Genomic DNA, 18,586 nt, shown 5'->3' on the forward strand with positions numbered 1-18,586 from the left:
GGAGAAACATGACCATTTCATTAATTGCTGCGATGAGCAGGGAGCGAGCAATCGGTGCCAATAATCAAATGCTGTGGCATCTACCTAAGGAACTCGCGCATTTTAAGCGCACCACGCTTAATAAAACAGTCGTGATGGGACGAAAAACTTATGAGTCGCTAGGAAGACCGCTGCCAAACCGACGCAATGTCATACTAACGAGACAACAGGATCTGCATATTGAAGGCTGTGAGATTGTCCATACTGTAGAAGAGGCATTGCAAAAGTATGGGGATGAAGAGTTAATGATTACAGGCGGGGGAGAAATCTATGAGCTGTTTTTACCTATCGCTGATCGTCTTTACTTAACGAAGGTAGAGGTTGATATTGCACATGCGGATGCGTACTTCCCTGAATTTGACGAGCAGGAATTTACGCTTACTAGCTCTGAATTCGTAGAGAGTGATGAAAAAAATAAATACAGCTTTACGATATGCGTCTATGATCGTGTAAAGTAAGGAGCTAAAGTAAATTTTTCCTTTCCACGATCTCATTAAGTTCATGTATGCTAGATGAACGGAGAGAGGTATCTCTTACAACCATCATCGGTTTGGAGGGTTCGCTTGTGCAAAAGAATAATGTTCTATATGAAGAAATGAGACCCGATGAATTTCTTGAACGATTGAATCATTGTCCTATAGCGTACCTTCCACTTGGTACATTGGAATGGCATGGATTGCATCTTCCGTTAGGGTCAGATAGTTTACAATCAAAAGGATTCTTCAAGGCATTGGCTGAACGAATAGGCGGCATTGTATTGCCGACGTTGTTCCTTGGTCCAGATACGAAGATTAGTCAAGAGGAATTCGACTATATTGGGATGGATGTTCATAGCTTTGAGCGAGAAAGCATTCAACAATTAGATGGTTCAGCTTATTATATCGAAGATGAATTATTTATAAATATTTTGGAAGCAACGCTAAAGAATTTGTCACGTGCCGGTTTCAAGATTGTCGTAGCGCATGGACATGGTCCTTCCACGAATATCTTTAGGAAGTTTATACCTAAATTCGAGAAGCAGTTTGACTTGAAGCTATTTGAGCTTTGGCAGCTCGGTGGAAAAGGCAATGAAGGGATAATGACCGATCATGCAGCATTTAATGAAACATCGCTAATGCTAGGACTATATTCAGAGCTTGTTGATCTTGAAAAACTGTCAGATGAGACGATGGTAGGGATTTGGGGAGATGATCCTCGTGCTACGTCGAAGGAAGAAGGCAAAAGAATAATTGAAAGTAATTTATCGCTCGTGGGGAGCAAGCTGCAGAACGAGTTATCAACACTGTCATGGCCCAAGCGAACGATGAACTATACAAATGTAGTAAAGCTATATAATCCATAATAAGTGAATAGTTAATGTAAATCTAAAGAGCTTATTGATTGTTCTTGCTTGGCAATCGATAAGCTCTTTTATGCAATTTAAACTCGATTGATGGAGTTTAGAAATCGTGCGAATATTACAAGTGAATAGGTATAATATATGTTCAGATTTGATTGTGTACATTGTTAAAATTGTTGATAAGTACTGATATCATTGGGATGTGGTCGAGTTCAGCTATTGTGACATTGCTATAAATATGTGTTTTAGTACAAATTATCTCGTTAAGTCGCCTGATTAAATTAGTGCAAATAGTGCAAATGATTATGGTGATAATCCATTACGGAAAGTACAGCTCGAATGGTAGCATATTGGTATAACTTACGAAGCCATTGCCTCATTTGAGGATGTATACATTCGACCGTTTTAGCTTTAATTAGCTAATCTTCTTTTTGTAAATGGAGGAACATAGTCATGTCATTGCCTACTGGATTTTTAGATTTCGAGAGAGAAGTACCTAGTGATCGTAACCCTCTTCAACGTGTAAACGATTGGAGAGAATTCCATAAGCATTTATCAGAGCAACAGCTACAAACACAAGGCGCTCGTTGTATGGATTGTGGTACGCCTTATTGCCACACTGGGATTGAGCTTGGCGGTACGGTATCAGGATGTCCGTTAAACAACTTAATTCCTGAATGGAACCATCTTGTTTACCGCGGTCAGTGGAAGGAAGCACTGGATCGCCTACACAAAACGAATAACTTTCCTGAATTCACTGGTAAAGTGTGCCCAGCACCTTGTGAAGGCTCGTGTACGGTGGGCTTGATCGGTGATGCTGTAACGATTAAATCTATCGAGGAAGCAATTATTGAACGCGGCTTTGCTGAAGGCTGGATTGTCCCTCAGCCTCCAAAGGCTCGTACAGGAAAGAAGGTTGCGGTTGTAGGATCTGGACCGGCTGGTCTTGCTGCAGCTGCTCAGCTGAACAAGGCTGGTCATACCGTAACCGTTTATGAGCGTGCGGATCGCATTGGTGGGTTGCTAACGTATGGGATTCCTACGATGAAGCTGGAGAAGCATGTTGTGGATCGCCGTGTTCATCTGTTAAAGCAAGAGGGCATTGAATTTATTACGAATACCGAAATCGGGAAGGATATTGCTGCAGCCCAGCTGCTCAAGCAGTATGATGCTGTTGTACTAGCTCTAGGTGCGACCAAAGCACGTTCAATCGAAATCGAGGGCTCTCAATTGAACGGTATCTACCCTGCAATGGATTATCTAAACAGTACAATAAAAAGCTATCTGGACTCTAATCTTGAGGATGGTAACTACATTAGTGCTAAGGACAAAAATGTCATTGTCATCGGTGGCGGGGATACTGGAACGGATTGTGTGGCAACAGCGCTGCGACACGGCTGTAAGTCAGTCGTTCAATTCGGTACAGTAGCTAAAGCTCCTGCTACACGTGATGCGATCTCTAATCCGTGGCCACAGTTCCCTAATGTGTATACTTTGGATTATGCACATGAGGAAGCCAAGGCGATATTCGGTGAAGACCCACGTCAATTCTCCATCTTAACAAAGAAATTTGTTGGAGATGAGCAAGGGAACATTACAGAGCTTCACACCGTTCGAATCGAACGTTACATCGATGAAGAAGGACGTAAAGTGTATAAAGAGATCGAAGGCACGGAGGAAGTGTGGCCAGTTGATCTAGCACTTGTTGCTATCGGCTTTGAGGGGCCAGAAGCTGCAATCATTGATGAAATGAGTCTTGCTACGGATACGCGTTCGAATATAAAAGCGCGCTATGGTGAATATCGTACGAGTATTGAAGGTGTGTTCGCTGCAGGAGATGTTCGCAGAGGCCAAAGTCTTGTCGTATGGGCAATAAATGAAGGCAGACAGGCTGCACGCGAGGTAGATAAATATTTAATGGGTAGCTCAATGCTCCCATAGACGAGTGATGTATGGTTAACGTAGTGAAAAGCTAGGACCCATAGTATAGAACCTTGTTTAAGGTGTCTATACTATGGGTCCTTTTGCTACTATTCCTCTTGCTCTGGTGTAATGATAATGTGGCCGAATTGGTTCGTATAAGCTCTTCCAAGCAACCACCAAGGAAATTGCATAACTCCGCCGGGATATTGTGGATGCTGCGGATGCTGAGGGTGTTGAGGGTGCTGCGGACCTTGACCCGGCTGAGTAGGATTATATGTTGCTGGTCCGATACCGATAATATCGCTGTTATGGAACTGCATCGTATATTGTTGACCGTTAGGAGCATAAATTAGGAAGGTTGCCATTCCTGATCCCGCATCAAAATTCGTTAGCAGACCTGTATAATGCTGATTTCCCGCTTGAAATTGAACCATTTGACCAACATATTGTTGAAGTGTAGCTGGTGGAACTAAATAATTTGTTGGCATGCTTTCACCACTTTCTTCTCATTTATTTACCATTTAGCCTATGCATGCAGGATGTCCGTGTATTGGGCATGTGCCTGTGCTGCAGCTAATATTTATTTTTGAATGTTTAACAAAGCCTTCATTCTATTATGGTTTCGTCAATTATGATAGAATAGAATTAACTAGCGAGTAATAGAAGGTGAATACATGTGATAAGATATGGATCGGATCATATTGAGGAAATGAAGTTTTCTAGCTTGCATATGAGCATCGAGTGCCGTGACCATCAATGGATCGATATTACGTTGAAGCCTCAGCTAACTACGGATAGTGCGACGGTACCTGAAGATCTCACAGATTTTACGATTTTAGTTATTTGCAATCATGGAGGTATCATTGCTCAAATGGTGCCTCAGGATATTGGCTGTGATTGTGAATATCAGCTAACGTTTTTAGAAAAGGAGCAAATCAAGTCGTTTATCCTATCTGAGGCAGTTCAACAGCAAATCAAGCAGGCAGCAGCTCAGATGTGATATAGTATGGCTTGAAATGACATAGCATGGCTTGTAATCTATAGCACGGCATTAATGGAAAAGTGAGGCGAACCCTGTGGAGCAACGGGATGTATTATCGCTAGATTCTGTTGATCGTATTCGTGGATATGTCAAGCATAAATATGTGCATCTGCCGAAAGAGAAGCATGCAGAGATTGTTGCAGATGCCATCGTAAAAATTATTGAACGTCAGCTACCACCCTTCGAGCAGGAGTTAAGGCAGAAACTGTGTAATGAGCTGATTAAGCAAGTGGTAGTTCGCGAGCAACGGCCTGTAAGCTTGGATGATATTGATCATGCATGTGAACAGCTCGCCTCGCAGGATGTTGAAGCTCGGCAGCTATGGCGAGAATGGAGAGTGGACCATGGCATCGACGAGGTCATTGCTGAGCGGACCTGGCTGGACAAGCTTACCAAGCAGCTACAGCAGCTGTACCAATCTAAGCGATTACGAAAATCACTACTGTATGCGGTTGGTTGCCTTTTGATTGTACTTATAGCCTATTTCGTTAAGCCAGTTGAGCAGCCGAAAGAGGCCGATTCTATTCCCATCGTGGAACAAACCTCGACAATAGAACAAGAAAGCTTGCCTTTCAATGAGCTACCTGCATTGTATCAGTATGAACAGATAGACATCGATAAGCTGAAGTCGTTCTTGGAATCTAGAGAATCAAAGCTTGCGGATGAACCATACTTTAGCACGATTATCGCGACCGCCAAGGAGTTCAATCTTTCGGTGGTGCTTTTGTTTGCCATTACTGGACAAGAGCAAGGCTTTGTTCATCGTGAGCACGAGCAAGCGGAAGAAATTGCTAACAACCCTTTTAATGTGTTTCATAGCTGGAAGGATTATAATACAACAATTGAAGACTCTACAGCGATCGCAGCTAGAACACTAGTTAATTTAAGTAAGGATCGACCTGAAGATATTGAGCCTATCGTATGGATTAATAGAAAGTATGCAGAGGATCCAAACTGGTCGAAAGGCGTGACCAGCATATTTCAAACGATTACTAACTACATAAATAATTAATGGCATTAATTATAAAAGGAGTTTGTATGAAAACGTTAATTATTGCCGAAAAGCCGGATATGGGCCGCAATATTGCTGCTGCTATCGAGCCTAAAGCAAAAAATATGCGAACCTATATTGAAGGTGAGCATTATATTATTACGTGGGCGATTGGGCACTTAGTTGGGCTTGCTGAACCAGATGCCTACGATGACCGTTATAAGAAATGGAGCATTGTCCATCTCCCAATTATTCCATCGCAGTTTAAGCTTATTGCGAATAAACGAACAGCAGATCAGCTGAAGGTCATTAAGGAGCTGGCAAGCCGTTGCAACGCATTAGTGAATGCTTGTGATGCTGGGCGGGAAGGTCAATATATCTTCTCGCTGATTCAGCGCTACTTGCAGCTTAAGCAGCCAGTTGAACGGCTATGGATTTCAGATTTAACGGTGGAAACGATTCGTAAAGGCTTTGCTGAGCTAAAGCCAGGTCATGAGTATGATAATTTAACGAAGGCAGCATCTGCACGAAGTGAAGCAGACTGGTTAATTGGCATGAATGGAACGCGCGCATTTACAACCAAGCATAATGAGCTGCTGTCGGTAGGTCGCGTTCAGACGCCCGTGTTAGCATTGATCTATGATCGAGAGGCGGAGATCGCGAAGTTCGACTCGTTAAAATATTTTGTTGTTGAGGCTAGCTTTAAGCAAGGTGAAACGACCTATAAGGGCTTATGGCAAGGAGATCGAATGACCGATCAAGCCAAGGCGGAGCTTATTGCTAGTCAGGTTAAGGGCAAGCAAGGAAGCATTGACCAATATGAGGCGAAGGAAGTGAAGGAATATCCTCATCGCCTATATGACTTAACGCTTCTGCAACGCGAAGCGAATAGCAAATTGAATTTCTCGGCAAAGAAAACATTAGATATTGCGCAAAGTCTATATGAGAAGCATAAGGTAATCACTTACCCGAGAACGAATTCAAACTACGTGAACGAGCAAAATATTGCCGAGATGCATAAAGCACTTCAAGCCCTGCAAGGGACGCAATATGGTGAGTGGGTGGCAGGAGCCAATCGTTCCTTTGTCCATGCTGGCAATAAAAGCATTTGTAATCCGGCCAAGGTCGAGGATCATCACGCGATATTGCCGACAGCTAAACGAGCGAGCTCTCTGTCGTCTGACGAGCAGAAGCTGTATGATTTAATTGTGAAGCGATTCTTATCGCAATATTATCCACCTGCTCAGTATATTAGCCATGTTGTACTTACCAAGGTAGAAGAGCATTTATTCAAGACGAATATAAAGCAATTAGTCGATCTAGGTTGGAAGATGATATACGGTGACCAGCAGGAAACTAACAATAAACGAAAGAAAAAGGGTGCGGAAGAAGAGGAAGACGTTGTTGAGCAGCAGGAAGGCTTCGAGCTTGATGCTAACGCTCCGGTTCATTGCCGTCAGGCTGCTGCAAAGGAAAAAGAAACGAAGCCTCCTAAGTCGTATACAGAGGGTACCTTGCTAAAGGCAATGGAAAGCGCCGGAAAGCAAATCGAGGATGATGAAGCGAGAGAGGCGATGAAGGATTGTGGTCTCGGCACGCCGGCAACTCGAGCAGCTACGATCGAGCGTTTGAAGCAAGTAGGCTATATTACGATGCAAGGGAAAAGAATTACGATTACAAGCAAAGGGACAGCAGCGATTGAGCTGATACGTGGAGCAGGTATTGAGCTGCTAACCTCACCAGAGATGACTGGGATCTGGGAAAAACGATTGAATGATATTGCGAGGGGCAGAGCCTCTAGTGAGCAATTTATGGAGAATGTCAAGAAATTCGCAACGATGATCGTTGATAAAGTGAAAGTTCAGCCCGCTGTTCGATTTGAATTTGAAAAGCAACAAAAGGGTAAAACGTCTCGAGCTCGGACAAGTAGTAGCAAAGCGAAGACAGAGGCTTCTGCGGCAAAGGGGGCTGACGCTGAGAAGCGGACACGTTCTACTCGAAAAACGGCTGATGAGAGTAAGCAACGTGTGAACGCAGCTGCTGAAAGCATTCGTACAAGCAGCATGCCTAACAGTCAGCGACTAGAGGAAGCAACAGCTAGACAGACAGTAATGAGCATTGCGCCATGTCCACGTCAAGGCTGTGGTGGACATCTTATTATGGGGAAAAAGGGATATGGATGCTCACACTACAAGCAAGGCTGCGGCTTTGTAATTTGGCGAGATGCGTATGGTGCAGAGCTGTCTTCACAGCATATTCAGTCACTTGTGCATCAAGGGAAAACACCTCCTCTATCGTTAAAGCGGGACAACGGTGATACCATTCAGGCTGAGCTTCTGCTGACTGATCGCAATACGGGAACGCTTGCTATCGAACCGCTTCGATCGTGAGCAGACTGCTGAAGATATCAATGACGTTGATTGAGTGTTAAGTCGCTAATCTTCGCGGAAAAACAATTACATGGGCATAAAGCGAAAAAGCTATCCAGTGAGCACACGTAAGTGCGCTTGCTCTGGATAGCTTTTTATATAGCGGGAACGAATGTAGATGGAATTTGCTGCAACGATTGAACGGAGAAATATTGTCCCTTTGGCTTAACATCAACTTGTATAATGTTATAGTTCCATTCATCAGGTACCTCGACATGGATCGCATGAATGCCTGCATGAAGAGCAGGAACGATATCATTACGAATAGAATTACCAATCATCCAAGTTCTTGAGCGTTCGAAAGCATGCTCTGTAAGCAGCTCATCTAGTGCAGATATATTTTTAACCTGTCGGATATAAATTCGGTCGTCGAAGTAACGCTTTAGATCCATGTCATGGATTTTACGGAGTTGAATGCTATGCTCACCGCCGGTGTAGAGGTGGAGCTCATGGCCCTGATGCTGAAGCTGCTGCAATGTTTCCTCCATATACGGATAAGGCTCCGTCTCATGAGCATAAACCTCCATGCCGAGCTTCCATAGCGAATCCTTTTCGGAAGATGAAACAGCTACTCCAAGAAGATCTGCAAAATGAACGTAAGTTTCAATGAATGATTGTGGAAAGTGCTCACTCTTGAAGCCAGACTGTCCGATCAGCTCACTGTCAAATTCGCTCTGCTTCGCTTTAACCGCATCGAGTGTAACGCTTGGATCGTTAAACCTGTTAACTAGCTGATGAGCAAATCTATCAATTGTACGAAAGAAATAACGATTGCAGTAGATTAAAGTATCATCAAGATCAAATAATATTTGCTGTGACATAATGTGTACTCCTTATTACAATCTCGTATGATCAATCTACCTTATTATAATAGAGTAGTCAAATGGAAAAGTATATGCTAGGCATAGCGTTGCTGCGCTTCGAGCAATCGATTTTTAATGAAAAGAATACGATGCTTAATGTAGAAGTCTTTGCTATCGCTACGAAGTTGTGACGGGCTGATCAGCTCACCTGTATCATTATTCTCAATTGTGAGTCTGCCATCGCTAAAAAAAGTAAAGGTCAAGTCTCGTTTCGGTGGTACCTTTTCAATAAATCTAAAATGCTGGGAAGTAGGATTCATGCTGATCAAGCCTCCTTTAATTGGATAATAGAATCGAACGTTTGTTCTAATATCATTATACCAAACATTTGTTCGTATGGAAAGAGGTTAGTATTTATCGTAAACTAAAAATATGAGATGCGTTTTCATTTTCATAGAAAGGATGACGATATGATACGGGTACAAAATCTTACAAAGTCTATACCAGGTGGACCGAAGCTCCTTAAAAATATTACGTTTGATGCTTATGAAGGTGATTTCATTGCAGTAAAGGGAGCAAGCGGAAGCGGGAAATCAACGCTGCTAAAGTGCTTGGCGCTGCAAGAAAACTGGACGTCAGGCAAGTATATATTTAACGGGAAAAATGTGTTTGAAGGTGGATTCCGAGCGAAGATGCAGCTGAAGAAAGAGGTTGCATACTTAGAAGAGAAGCCTTATTTGTTTCCGGATAAAACCGCTTTAAAGAATGTAATTATCGGTGCTGTCGGTCAGACTCCTGCTTGGAGACGGTGGACAGGTATGGTCCGCAATGATGATTATATGGGTGCTATGGATATGATCGAGAAGCGTGGCCTGCTGGATAAGGCAAAAATGAAAGCGAGACATTTATCAGGGGGAGAGCAGCAAAGGATTGCCGTTGCTCGTGCACTTGTTCACGGCGCGAAAGTGATCGTAGCAGATGAGCCGGTTGCCGGACTTGATCCACATAATGCGGAGATCGTACTTAGCGAGCTAAAACAGCTGTGCAAGGAGCAAGGGCTGATCGTTATCTCTGTGCTTCATCAAGGTGACTGGGCAGAGCGCTATGCTGATCGCATCCTCGGCCTAAACGGTGGGGAGCTGGTGGTGGATGTATATGGCCGTAGACTAACAGAAAGAGAAAAAAACCTCCTTTAAGAGGAAATTCAAAAGATTCGGCTTTGATGACGATGTGTTGCACTGTAGCTTAGTCGACGGCGAATATGCCACTCATCGGAAGCCTCCGGTGCTCATGTACCCAAAACGTACATTCCGCTCCTCGTTTCCTAGCTTCGTGGCATCTTCTTGGTCCTGAAAGCCGAACTTTTGAACCTTCATTGGAAGAGGTTGGTTAAAAGTCCGGCTTTGATGACGATGTAACACTACGTAGTGGATTCGACGTCGAATATGGAGCGCTAGCGAAAACTCCGTTGCTCACGTACCAACAACGTACGCTGCGCTACTTGTTTTCTACTAGCGCTCCATCTTGAAACGATAGGTTACGTAATTAATTTAAAAAAGGCGAATTTCCATTCACAGTTGAATGGGGATTTGCCTTTATTTAATTTATACAGATGGACAGTAATCTATCGTAAGCAAACAGAAAAGCAAGAGGAATTCACGATGTGTGACTTTTTGAGGGCTGAGCATCTGGAATGACATGATGAGGATGGGCTGTATTCCAGCCCCATAATCTAGTTCGACATCGAAAGTCGGATCATTGACATGCACTACCTCTATGCAACATATAAATAAAGCATGGAGGTGTCAAAATGATAGGTTTGATGATGTTTATGCTGCTAGTGTTTGTTGCCGTACTTTGTATGCTCGCTATTACGCTAAAGGTACAGGCTAGCTTACGCAAGCAAAATTATATTAGCGGTGTGCGATACGGAAAGGTTGTACAGCAGCTGCAAGACAAGCATGAGCTGCACCGCTTTGGCTTCGGTCAGTTCTTTAAAAGACAATATGGCGAGCTGTCCATATTTAGCATATCGATGAATACGATTGGTATGTTTCCAATCATGCTACTTTTGTTTGCTCCGATGGTGATGCAAGGTGGGCTCGTTAATAGCCTGTTCGTGTATAGCGGTGTTGGTTTGCTTTTTATTGTTATTGTAGCTCTAATTGGTCAATACTTATCCTCGCAGCCTACTGCCGGCGGCTTATATCACGTCGCACTGCGCAGGGGAGGGGCATGGCTGGGTGCGATCGTTGGCGGCCTTCAGCTGGTTGCTCAGGTAGCTATGCTGCTTGGCTACAGCTATGGTGTCGTGTATTTTTTAAAGCTGCTCGCAGGACATAAGCTCATCTGGCTAGAGCAAATGTCTGTATTTACTATGGTCATGGGTATAGTCATCCTAGTTATGGGGGTCATTGGCTTATTGAAGAGCAACTATTCTCCGCTGTTTCATTATCTTTCTATTATTATACAAGGGCTTGGTGTAATTGTTTTATTTATTGTTGTATATCGAGCGATGCAAGGAGATATTTATAACGGAATGCATTTGTTTCAGCTTGAGACCAATGTTAATGGCTGGTTTCCTGCTTCAAGTGAGCTGACACCGATGCATATAGGTTTTATGGTTGCATTGGCTTGTCGCTTCTTCATCGGCGGTGATGCCAGCTCACAAGCGGCTGAGGAGACGATTGAGCCGAAGGTAAGAACGGCATGGTCGGCATTGCTCTCAACGTGCTACTCCTATATGGTCGGGATGATTTTAATGCTTGTGCTTGCGATTGTATATATGAACTTAGGTATCCAAGCAAATGGGGCAGCGGGTGAGCAGTGGTTTATGATACTTGCTGAACGGACGCCACAGCTTGGCGTTGGGCTGATGCTGCTAGCTTTACTAAGCTGCTGGTTTTCAGGCTCAACGTTATTGCATGTTAGTGCACGTACATTAATGGCAATGGCACGAGATGGCATTATTCCTTTGAAACAAACGTTATCTAAAATCAGCTACAGTAAGCAAAGTCCTCAGCACGCCGTCATTGGCGTACAAGTACTAGCATGTATGATGCTGCTGGTGCTTTATATGATCGGTTCAACTGAGTTTTTCATCGTTAGCAGTTTGATCTCGTTCATTAGCTATGCTGTAATCTATGTGCTGCTTCTGTATGGCGTACCTCTCGATCAAAAAACAACGCTGTGGAAGCTAGAGGAATGGGATAAGCCGATTCGCTTACTAAGCATACTTGTACTAATCGCATTAGTCAGTGCTGCTGGTTCTAGCTTGACTGCTTATGAGCTAGCCATCATCATATTACCTACTCTAGCAGTGCTTATCTACGCTGTCATAGCCAATGGATTTACGACAAAACTGCTGCAATATGATGTGACGAGCAGTCGAGATTTATTCGAACGAGAAAGAGAGCTGCCTTTACAATGAAGAGGGGGAGGTAGCTGTTTCTTAAATTGTGATTAAGGGTACTTCATGGAAGAAAATTAGATGATGAGTGATAGATCATAAGCGAAGCGATAGATAGAATCTGAAGACAACGATGAAATCTCAAAGCCTATGACTACCCATTAACATCAAGAATGACCCTATAAATAATCTATAACATGAATATTTAATAGAGGAACTACAGATATTTATATGGTATAAAGAATATAGAGTTATAGATGGCGAAAGAGTGGAAGGCATAGTGGATTATAGTCGTTGTGGCCATTCGTTATTTTGGGGAAATAAGCTGCTTATCGTTACTTATATTTCCCGGGTAAGCGCAGAACTTTACAAATGTCGCCTTGCTTTCGACGGTAGAACACGAAGCAAGCAGCAAGTTATTTTGTCGAAATGACGCATAAAATCTAACTATTTTGCCAATTCCGTCAATTAGAAGCTATAATACTTGTAGGTGGTGAATTCATGGAAATAAGAAGGGAAATTGTGAAGAACGTGCCTGAAATTATCTCCTTTCAAGTTGGAGTTCCTCAGATGATTAAGCATGGAAAGAAAGAAGTTCCAACCGCAATCTACAAGCAATTTTCTAATAAAAGTCACTACGTATCCTCACTTGGTGTGGAGGGTGACGAGCAAGGTGATAAAATTCACCACGGCGGAGTAGATAAAGCGGTATGTGTCTATCTTCAAGAAAGCTATAAGCATTGGGATCAGCTAGGGAGACCACTTGAGCCCGGCGCATTTGGAGAAAATATGACGATTTCAGGCCTTGAAGAGGATCAAGTATTAATTGGCAATACATATCGAATAGGTTCACTTATTGTTCAAGTTAGTCAGCCAAGACAGCCATGCTTTAAGCTCGGCATTCGTAATGAATGGCCACAGCTCGTACAGCTATCAATGGAAAGCGGTTATACGGGGTTCTATCTAAGAGTGCTTGAAGAAGGAGAAGCAAGCTTAGGTATGGAAGTAGAACTTATCGAGCAAGCACAGCATTCCATGTCGATTAAGGCTGCCAATCGCATCATGTATAGTAAACAAAGTACAGTACAGCAATACGTGCAGCTCGCATCAATTACTGAGCTTGCTGAAGTGTGGAAAGAAAGCTTGGCAAGAAAAATAGAAAAACTAAAGCAACAGACTCGTTAAAAAAGAGGAAAATAGAAGAGGGAGGCTCATCAATGGAAGGTTTTATGTCCGCTGAGCTGGAGCAGCTTTTAGGCCAGTATGCATGGCACGGTCAGCCACGGATCATTCCTGGCTTAAGCGGCATGAATAATACGACGATTTTTCTCGAAGACGAGCAAGAACGATCCATTATTCGAATTTACAACAATCATGCTGACCAGCAAAAGCTGATGTTCGAGCATCAGATGCTGCAGGCATTGCAGAAGCAGACATTAACGATCGCGACACCAGTACCAGTAATTAACAGGATGGGGAGTACCGTATCTAAGCTGCAAAACGGAAAGCTAGCGGCCCGCTATCGTTACATTGAAGGCGAGCGTCCATCGGTTGCGAATGCTAAGCAATTAAACAGCCTCGCGGAGGCTACTGCAAAGCTTAGTATAGCGCTGTCAAAGGTTGAGTTAAGTGAGGTGCCTGCATATAGCCCATATTATCAGCTGGCTCAGAACTATCTTCCTCTCGATGAGCCTACAATGCTTCACTTACTCGGACACGAAGAGATTGCCCAGCTAGAAGAGCAGCTTTTGCTTATTCAGCAGGAGCGTGGCCAGCTGGAAGAGCTGGAGCATCAATTAAGCAAGCTTCCCCATCAATGGATTCACGGGGACATTAACTGTAGTAACGCACTTACTGTACAGGATAACGTGATCGCTATTCTTGATTTTGAATTTGTAACACGTGATCTTCGTGCTATGGAGCTTGCAGTGCTGCTGTCAGAGCTCATTAAGCCTAATATCGACGAGGTCACAGCAAAACTTCTTTCGATGCAAAAAGCGTACGTGTCGATTGTAGCCTTAACTGACAGCGAGCTAGCATTGCTGCCTGAGCTTATTAAGCTGCGAAGCGTGGATGTTGTCATGCATTTTATTGAACGCTTCATGCAGGGGATCGACCCGATTGGTATCGTTGTAGCTATGATCAAGAACGCAGCTTATACCATTACATTTGTAAATGAGCAAATGAAATAAGATGAAGGTGAGGGATGTACGATGAGTTTAACGCTGGCTCAGCAGTTAGGCTATACAGAGCAGGATCGTCTGCTCATTATTAATGGGGATGATTTTGGGTTAAGTGCATCCTTCAATGCGGGCATTCAAGAGCTGCTCGAGGCGGGCGCAATAAGCTCTGCTACGGTGATGATGCCATGTGCATTTGCTCGTGCTGCTGCCGCATGGAGTGCAAAGCATCTGCAATATGATGTTGGTGTTCATTTTACGTTCACTAGTGAATGGGAGGCTTACAAATGGGCTCCTGTTACACGCAATGCGGACGTGTCGAGCTTGGTGACAAGTGAGGGATATTTCCACAGTGATTGCTTAGGCTTTGAGCAGTCAGCGGCGCCAAGTCAGGTCGCGCTTGAGCTGTATCATCAGATTGAAATGGCGCTGCATCTCGGGATGAAGCCTACTCACGCGGACAGCCATATGGGCAGTCTGTACGGCTTAGCGACAGGCAAGCACTTTTTGCTGGAAGCACTTGATGTATGTGCGCATTATGGCCTCCCATTCCGCCTTCCGAGGTTCGTAAATGAAGCTCAGCAAGAGGTCGTACCAGCTCAGCTTGCTCCACAATTGGCAGCGCTTGCGCAGCTTGCTGACCAGAAAGGAGTTGTTATCGTCGATTATTTGATCGGACTTCCCTTCGAATCAAGGGGAAATGAGACAACGGATAGCTTTCTGCAGGAGCTAATGGATTATCTAAAAAAGCTAAAGCCAGGTGTATCGGAGCTAATTGTACATCCAAGCAAGCCAGCAGCAGAATTACAGTCTTTTCATGGTCAAGCAAGCAAGCGGGTTATTGAATGGGAAGCGTTAAGTAAGCCGGATGTGAAGCAGTTTTTACAAGAGCAGAATATTAAGCTCATACACTGGAGAGAATTGCAGCAGCTTCAGCGAAACCAATCACGGCGAAGTTATCCATTCTAATAAGGAGTCTATATTATTGGAGGCGGTTTAGTGAACCATTCATCGATACAGGATATTTTTCAAGCCGTAAAAAGCAATGTAGGAAAGGTTATTGTCGGGAAAGAAGAGGTTATTGAGCAGCTAGTGATTGCATTAATTACGAACGGTCATGTTCTGCTAGAGGATGTACCGGGAACGGGTAAAACGATGCTGGCGAAAGCTCTAGCCAGCTCGTTATCCCTGCAATTTAAGCGCATCCAATTCACACCAGACTTGTTGCCTTCTGACCTTAGCGGTATACATTACTACAACCAGAAGAGCGGAGAGTTTGAATTTAGAGCAGGGCCGATCTTCAGCAACGTACTGCTTGCTGATGAGATTAATCGTGCAACGCCAAGAACACAATCGAGTCTGCTGGAATGTATGGAGGAGAGACAAGTGAGTATCGATGGAATTACGATGCCACTCGGTTCTCCGTTTATGGTTATTGCTACACAAAACCCGATTGAGCAGCAAGGAACCTTTCCACTTCCAGAGGCTCAGCTAGATCGTTTCCTATTTAAGATAAAAATGGGCTATCCAACAAGTGATGAAGGACTACAATTATTGAAGCGCTTCAAGGATTCCAACCCACTTATGCAGCTGCAGTCAGTAATAACGAAGCAGCAGCTGGAGGAAGCTTCTGCTAGCTATATGAGTGTTAGTATATCGGACGAGCTGCTTGCCTATATCGTTGCGATTGTCGAGGCTACACGTGCCTTAGATGATGTCCAGATCGGTGTTTCCCCACGTGGAAGTCAAGCCTTGCTACGAGCAGCTCAGGTTTATGCTGCGCTACGGGGAAGAAGCTATGTCGTACCGGATGATATTAAAGCGATGGCTTCTCCAGTTCTTGCGCATCGTCTTGCGCTTAGAGGCATTCATCGAGGCAGCGATGCGGCAGAGCAAGTCATTGCTAGGGTTCTGCAGCAGGTTGCTGTACCAACAGAGCCAATGCCACATGGAGTGTAACGAAGATGGTGCTGTTTTGGTTTTTGTTAACGACATTAATAATCATTGCGATTCAGAATATATTGTTTCGCAGGTTGGGCTTTCGCAAAGTAGAATATACGAGACAATTTGTAGATCGTACCTGCTTTCAAGGGGATACCACATTGCTTGTTGAAACCTTAAGCAATAAAAAGAGGCTGCCAATCCCTTGGCTTTACGTTGAATCTTCTTTAGAGGCGGCCTTACAATTTTCACATCAAGATAACTTCTCCGTTAGTAAAGGGACTCATTATCAAAATCACCAAAGCTATTTTACACTATCAAGTGACCAGCGAATTAAACGAACGCACGCGCTTGTTCCTATGAGACGAGGCGTCTATAATTTGCAAACGGTAACATTAACGAGCGGGGATTTACTCGGTATATCTAGACAATCGAAGCAAATTCCTCTGGATTCCCAGCTTATTGTTTATCCGAAGCCGATCACGATTCCTTTCGATCGAATTCCTTACCATAGCTGGCAAGGTGATCAGATCGTTAAACGATTCATTATGCCTGATCCATTCATCACGGCTGGTACTAGACCCTATCAATATGGAGACTCCTTAAAAGCAGTTAATTGGAAGGCGACAGCGCGTACAGGTGCGCTGCAGGTTCATCAGTATGAATTTACTGCGAACCGAAAGCTGCTCATTATTGTAAATGTTGATGACAATGAAGGCATGTGGCGTGCCGTTTCTAATATTGAATTGATCGAGCGGAGCATTAATGTAGCAGCTGGTGTGGCTAAGCTTGCGATAGATCAAGGGATGGAGTGCGGCTTTGCTGCAAATATGCGAGGTATTGAACATGCGGATAGTGTGTGGGTTGCTCCAGCTCGTGGGGATGGTCAATGGTATGGCATGCTAGAGGTGATGGCACAGCTACTGCTTGAGCGGACAGAGCCGCTGAACGATATGCTGCTCCGTTATGCTGAGGAAGGCTTGTCACAGCACGATATATTTATTATTAGCACCTATTGGAACGAGGCAAATGAGCAGGCGGCACAGCAGCTTCGACGCAACCAAAACGCTGTGCTTGTGCTTCAGACAGACGAGCTGTCAGAGGACTTAGCGAAGGAGGCGGTCCAATGAAAGCTACGAATCTGAAACGATATGCTATGCCGTTGTGGCAGGGCATCGTGGAGCTCATTTACTTTTCTCCGGTATGGCTAACGATTGCCATCTATAGCTTACCGCTTTCGTTAATTATCCCTTGGGGCTTATCGTTGCTAATAAGCTATATGCTACCAAGAGTGGTCGCACACCATCGTACGAGCATTAGGAATGTATATCGTATAGCAACGGTCCTTGTGCTAGGCATCGCGCCGCTCTTGCTTATTACTGCTGTTACCGCCGTAGAGCTAACATTAATCGCGTGGCTTGGCTGTGCATTCGTAGGTATTCTCGTTGTACATAGTAGTTTTCGAGCTTTGCTAATGCAGTGGACCAACAGCTTTTCTGTCATATTAATGCTCATATTGTTGCTATCAACGATTGCGCTGCAGCTGTTAAAGGTTATCGTACTTCATGAGCTTTCCGACTATAATACGATCTATTATGGACTAGGCATTATCGCATTCGTGCTTTTTCTATATATTCATAATGAGCGTACCATTAAGGATCAGCAGATGATTGATGAAGGCTCGTCGACGATTAAACGCTCGGTCATGATGAATCGCTGGTATATTTCGATTCTAGCGCTTCTCATTATCGGTATTGCTAGCGCAAGAGAGATTCAGCGCTTCATCGAGCGCTATGCAGAGCAGCTGTTTGCAGCCATTCTAGCTTGGTTGTTTACAGATAGAGAGGCTGAGCAGCAAACAGCAGAAGCGCCGGCAGCGCCAATGCAGCCGATTATGGAGATGGGACCCGAACAGGAGCCGTCAAAGTTTTGGCTATTGCTCGAAACGATTGTAAAGTGGCTCGCTATCAGTGCCATAGTCGTTGGTGCTATTTTTCTATTGATATATGCCGTGAAAAAGCTTTTGCCTGCTATAAAGAAATTGCTGGCGCATTTGCTTAAGCTAAAGTCACTGCAAAGCAGTGCTGATAAAGGCTATACCGACATCATTGAAGATATTAAGCATGAACGACATAAGGAAAAGCAGCAAAGGAAACATAGAAGGCCTGCCTCTCCAGTGAAAAAGTGGGGGCGTTTATCGCCTGCGGAAAAGGTTAGGGCATTATATCGCTCAGTTATCGAGCATGGCTTGCGCAGTGGAAAGCCATTAGCGCAGCATTTAACGGCTAAGGAAAGTATAGCTCTGCTGAAGCAGGAGGAGGCAGTCTCATCACAAATGTATGATCAGCTGCTTGATCGCTACAATGATGTGAGGTACGGTGAGCTTGAGCCTAATGAAGCCGAGGTAGAGCAGCTGCGTACTCAAGTAGAGAATGCTTCAAAACATAAACGTTGATTGCAGCTGTGTTGCGGTATCTGATCAGAACGATA

17 protein-coding genes are annotated in these 18,586 nt (G+C 44.0%); 14 read left to right on the forward strand and 3 right to left on the reverse strand.

All coding sequences use genetic code 11. The annotated features are described in order from the left end of the window. Positions 1-8 precede the first annotated feature (8 nt). From folA to M3180_RS00220, 3 genes are all read left to right on the forward strand, one after another. The gene (folA, locus tag M3180_RS00210; RefSeq protein ID WP_251665208.1) at positions 9-497 is read left to right on the forward strand and encodes a type 3 dihydrofolate reductase; all 489 of its coding nucleotides are present in this window, start codon (positions 9-11) and stop codon (positions 495-497) included. 107 nt (positions 498-604) lie between these two features. After that, the gene (locus tag M3180_RS00215; RefSeq protein ID WP_251665209.1) at positions 605-1,381 is read left to right on the forward strand and encodes a creatininase family protein; all 777 of its coding nucleotides are present in this window, start codon (positions 605-607) and stop codon (positions 1,379-1,381) included. A 450-nt stretch (positions 1,382-1,831) separates the two neighbouring features. After that, a complete protein-coding gene (locus tag M3180_RS00220) occupies positions 1,832-3,319 on the forward strand; it encodes a glutamate synthase subunit beta (protein ID WP_251665210.1) in 1,488 nt (495 codons plus the stop codon). Positions 3,320-3,408: 89 nt separating this feature from the next. On the opposite strand, the gene M3180_RS00225 is transcribed toward M3180_RS00220, so the two are convergent. After that, positions 3,409-3,789, reverse strand: a complete 381-nt coding sequence (locus tag M3180_RS00225; RefSeq protein ID WP_251665211.1) for a hypothetical protein — start codon at positions 3,787-3,789, stop codon at positions 3,409-3,411. Positions 3,790-3,977: 188 nt separating this feature from the next. On the opposite strand from M3180_RS00225, the gene M3180_RS00230 reads away from it, so the two are divergent. The 3 genes from M3180_RS00230 to M3180_RS00240 all read left to right on the forward strand — a co-directional run bounded on the left by M3180_RS00230 (position 3,978) and on the right by M3180_RS00240 (position 7,724). Next, entirely contained in the window at positions 3,978-4,301 is a 324-nt protein-coding gene (locus tag M3180_RS00230; RefSeq protein ID WP_251665212.1) for a hypothetical protein, read from the forward strand. Positions 4,302-4,377: 76 nt separating this feature from the next. Then, a complete protein-coding gene (locus M3180_RS00235; protein WP_251665213.1) occupies positions 4,378-5,355 on the forward strand; it encodes a hypothetical protein in 978 nt (325 codons plus the stop codon). Between the two features lie 26 nt (positions 5,356-5,381). Continuing rightward, positions 5,382-7,724, forward strand: coding sequence for a DNA topoisomerase 3 (locus M3180_RS00240; protein ID WP_251665214.1), 2,343 nt, complete (start codon positions 5,382-5,384; stop codon positions 7,722-7,724). Between the two features lie 134 nt (positions 7,725-7,858). On the opposite strand, the gene M3180_RS00245 is transcribed toward M3180_RS00240, so the two are convergent. After that, positions 7,859-8,584 (reverse strand): HAD family hydrolase, encoded by a 726-nt coding sequence (locus M3180_RS00245; protein ID WP_251665215.1) that lies wholly within the window; start codon positions 8,582-8,584, stop codon positions 7,859-7,861. Positions 8,585-8,661: 77 nt separating this feature from the next. After that, complete coding sequence (locus M3180_RS00250; RefSeq protein ID WP_251665216.1) at positions 8,662-8,886, reverse strand: hypothetical protein; 225 nt, start codon at positions 8,884-8,886, stop codon at positions 8,662-8,664. A 150-nt stretch (positions 8,887-9,036) separates the two neighbouring features. On the opposite strand from M3180_RS00250, the gene M3180_RS00255 reads away from it, so the two are divergent. The 8 genes from M3180_RS00255 to M3180_RS00290 all read left to right on the forward strand — a co-directional run bounded on the left by M3180_RS00255 (position 9,037) and on the right by M3180_RS00290 (position 18,551). Next, a complete protein-coding gene (locus M3180_RS00255) occupies positions 9,037-9,762 on the forward strand; it encodes a phosphonate ABC transporter ATP-binding protein (protein WP_251665217.1) in 726 nt (241 codons plus the stop codon). A gap of 614 nt (positions 9,763-10,376) precedes the next feature. After that, complete coding sequence (locus tag M3180_RS00260) at positions 10,377-11,996, forward strand: APC family permease (RefSeq protein WP_251665218.1); 1,620 nt, start codon at positions 10,377-10,379, stop codon at positions 11,994-11,996. Positions 11,997-12,476: 480 nt separating this feature from the next. After that, complete coding sequence (locus M3180_RS00265) at positions 12,477-13,160, forward strand: MOSC domain-containing protein (RefSeq protein ID WP_251665219.1); 684 nt, start codon at positions 12,477-12,479, stop codon at positions 13,158-13,160. A gap of 32 nt (positions 13,161-13,192) precedes the next feature. Further along, positions 13,193-14,167, forward strand: coding sequence for a phosphotransferase (locus M3180_RS00270; protein ID WP_251665220.1), 975 nt, complete (start codon positions 13,193-13,195; stop codon positions 14,165-14,167). Between the two features lie 21 nt (positions 14,168-14,188). Then, positions 14,189-15,124, forward strand: coding sequence for a polysaccharide deacetylase family protein (locus M3180_RS00275; RefSeq protein WP_251665221.1), 936 nt, complete (start codon positions 14,189-14,191; stop codon positions 15,122-15,124). 30 nt (positions 15,125-15,154) lie between these two features. Further along, positions 15,155-16,114, forward strand: coding sequence for an AAA family ATPase (locus M3180_RS00280; RefSeq protein WP_251665222.1), 960 nt, complete (start codon positions 15,155-15,157; stop codon positions 16,112-16,114). A gap of 5 nt (positions 16,115-16,119) precedes the next feature. Continuing rightward, positions 16,120-17,226 (forward strand): DUF58 domain-containing protein, encoded by a 1,107-nt coding sequence (locus M3180_RS00285; RefSeq protein ID WP_251665223.1) that lies wholly within the window; start codon positions 16,120-16,122, stop codon positions 17,224-17,226. Continuing rightward, positions 17,223-18,551 carry a DUF4129 domain-containing protein gene (locus M3180_RS00290; RefSeq protein ID WP_251665224.1) on the forward strand — a complete coding sequence of 443 codons (1,329 nt, stop codon included), beginning with the start codon at positions 17,223-17,225 and terminating at the stop codon, positions 18,549-18,551. Before M3180_RS00285 ends, M3180_RS00290 begins: the two co-directional genes overlap by 4 nt. Positions 18,552-18,586: the final 35 nt, after the last annotated feature.

The organism is Paenibacillus camelliae (assembly GCF_023715345.1).
GTDB lineage: Bacteria > Bacillota > Bacilli > Paenibacillales > Paenibacillaceae > Pristimantibacillus > Pristimantibacillus camelliae.

Coding starts and splice junctions, on each gene's coding strand:
- M3180_RS00250 (WP_251665216.1), bottom strand. CDS start 8,886: ATGAATCCTACTTCCCAGCATTTTAGATTTATTGAAAAGGTACCACCG.
- folA (WP_251665208.1), top strand. CDS start 9: ATGACCATTTCATTAATTGCTGCGATGAGCAGGGAGCGAGCAATCGGT.
- M3180_RS00260 (WP_251665218.1), top strand. CDS start 10,377: ATGATAGGTTTGATGATGTTTATGCTGCTAGTGTTTGTTGCCGTACTT.
- M3180_RS00245 (WP_251665215.1), bottom strand. CDS start 8,584: ATGTCACAGCAAATATTATTTGATCTTGATGATACTTTAATCTACTGC.
- M3180_RS00225 (WP_251665211.1), bottom strand. CDS start 3,789: ATGCCAACAAATTATTTAGTTCCACCAGCTACACTTCAACAATATGTT.
- M3180_RS00270 (WP_251665220.1), top strand. CDS start 13,193: ATGGAAGGTTTTATGTCCGCTGAGCTGGAGCAGCTTTTAGGCCAGTAT.
- M3180_RS00275 (WP_251665221.1), top strand. CDS start 14,189: ATGAGTTTAACGCTGGCTCAGCAGTTAGGCTATACAGAGCAGGATCGT.
- M3180_RS00290 (WP_251665224.1), top strand. CDS start 17,223: ATGAAAGCTACGAATCTGAAACGATATGCTATGCCGTTGTGGCAGGGC.
- M3180_RS00285 (WP_251665223.1), top strand. CDS start 16,120: ATGGTGCTGTTTTGGTTTTTGTTAACGACATTAATAATCATTGCGATT.
- M3180_RS00255 (WP_251665217.1), top strand. CDS start 9,037: ATGATACGGGTACAAAATCTTACAAAGTCTATACCAGGTGGACCGAAG.
- M3180_RS00240 (WP_251665214.1), top strand. CDS start 5,382: ATGAAAACGTTAATTATTGCCGAAAAGCCGGATATGGGCCGCAATATT.
- M3180_RS00265 (WP_251665219.1), top strand. CDS start 12,477: ATGGAAATAAGAAGGGAAATTGTGAAGAACGTGCCTGAAATTATCTCC.
- M3180_RS00220 (WP_251665210.1), top strand. CDS start 1,832: ATGTCATTGCCTACTGGATTTTTAGATTTCGAGAGAGAAGTACCTAGT.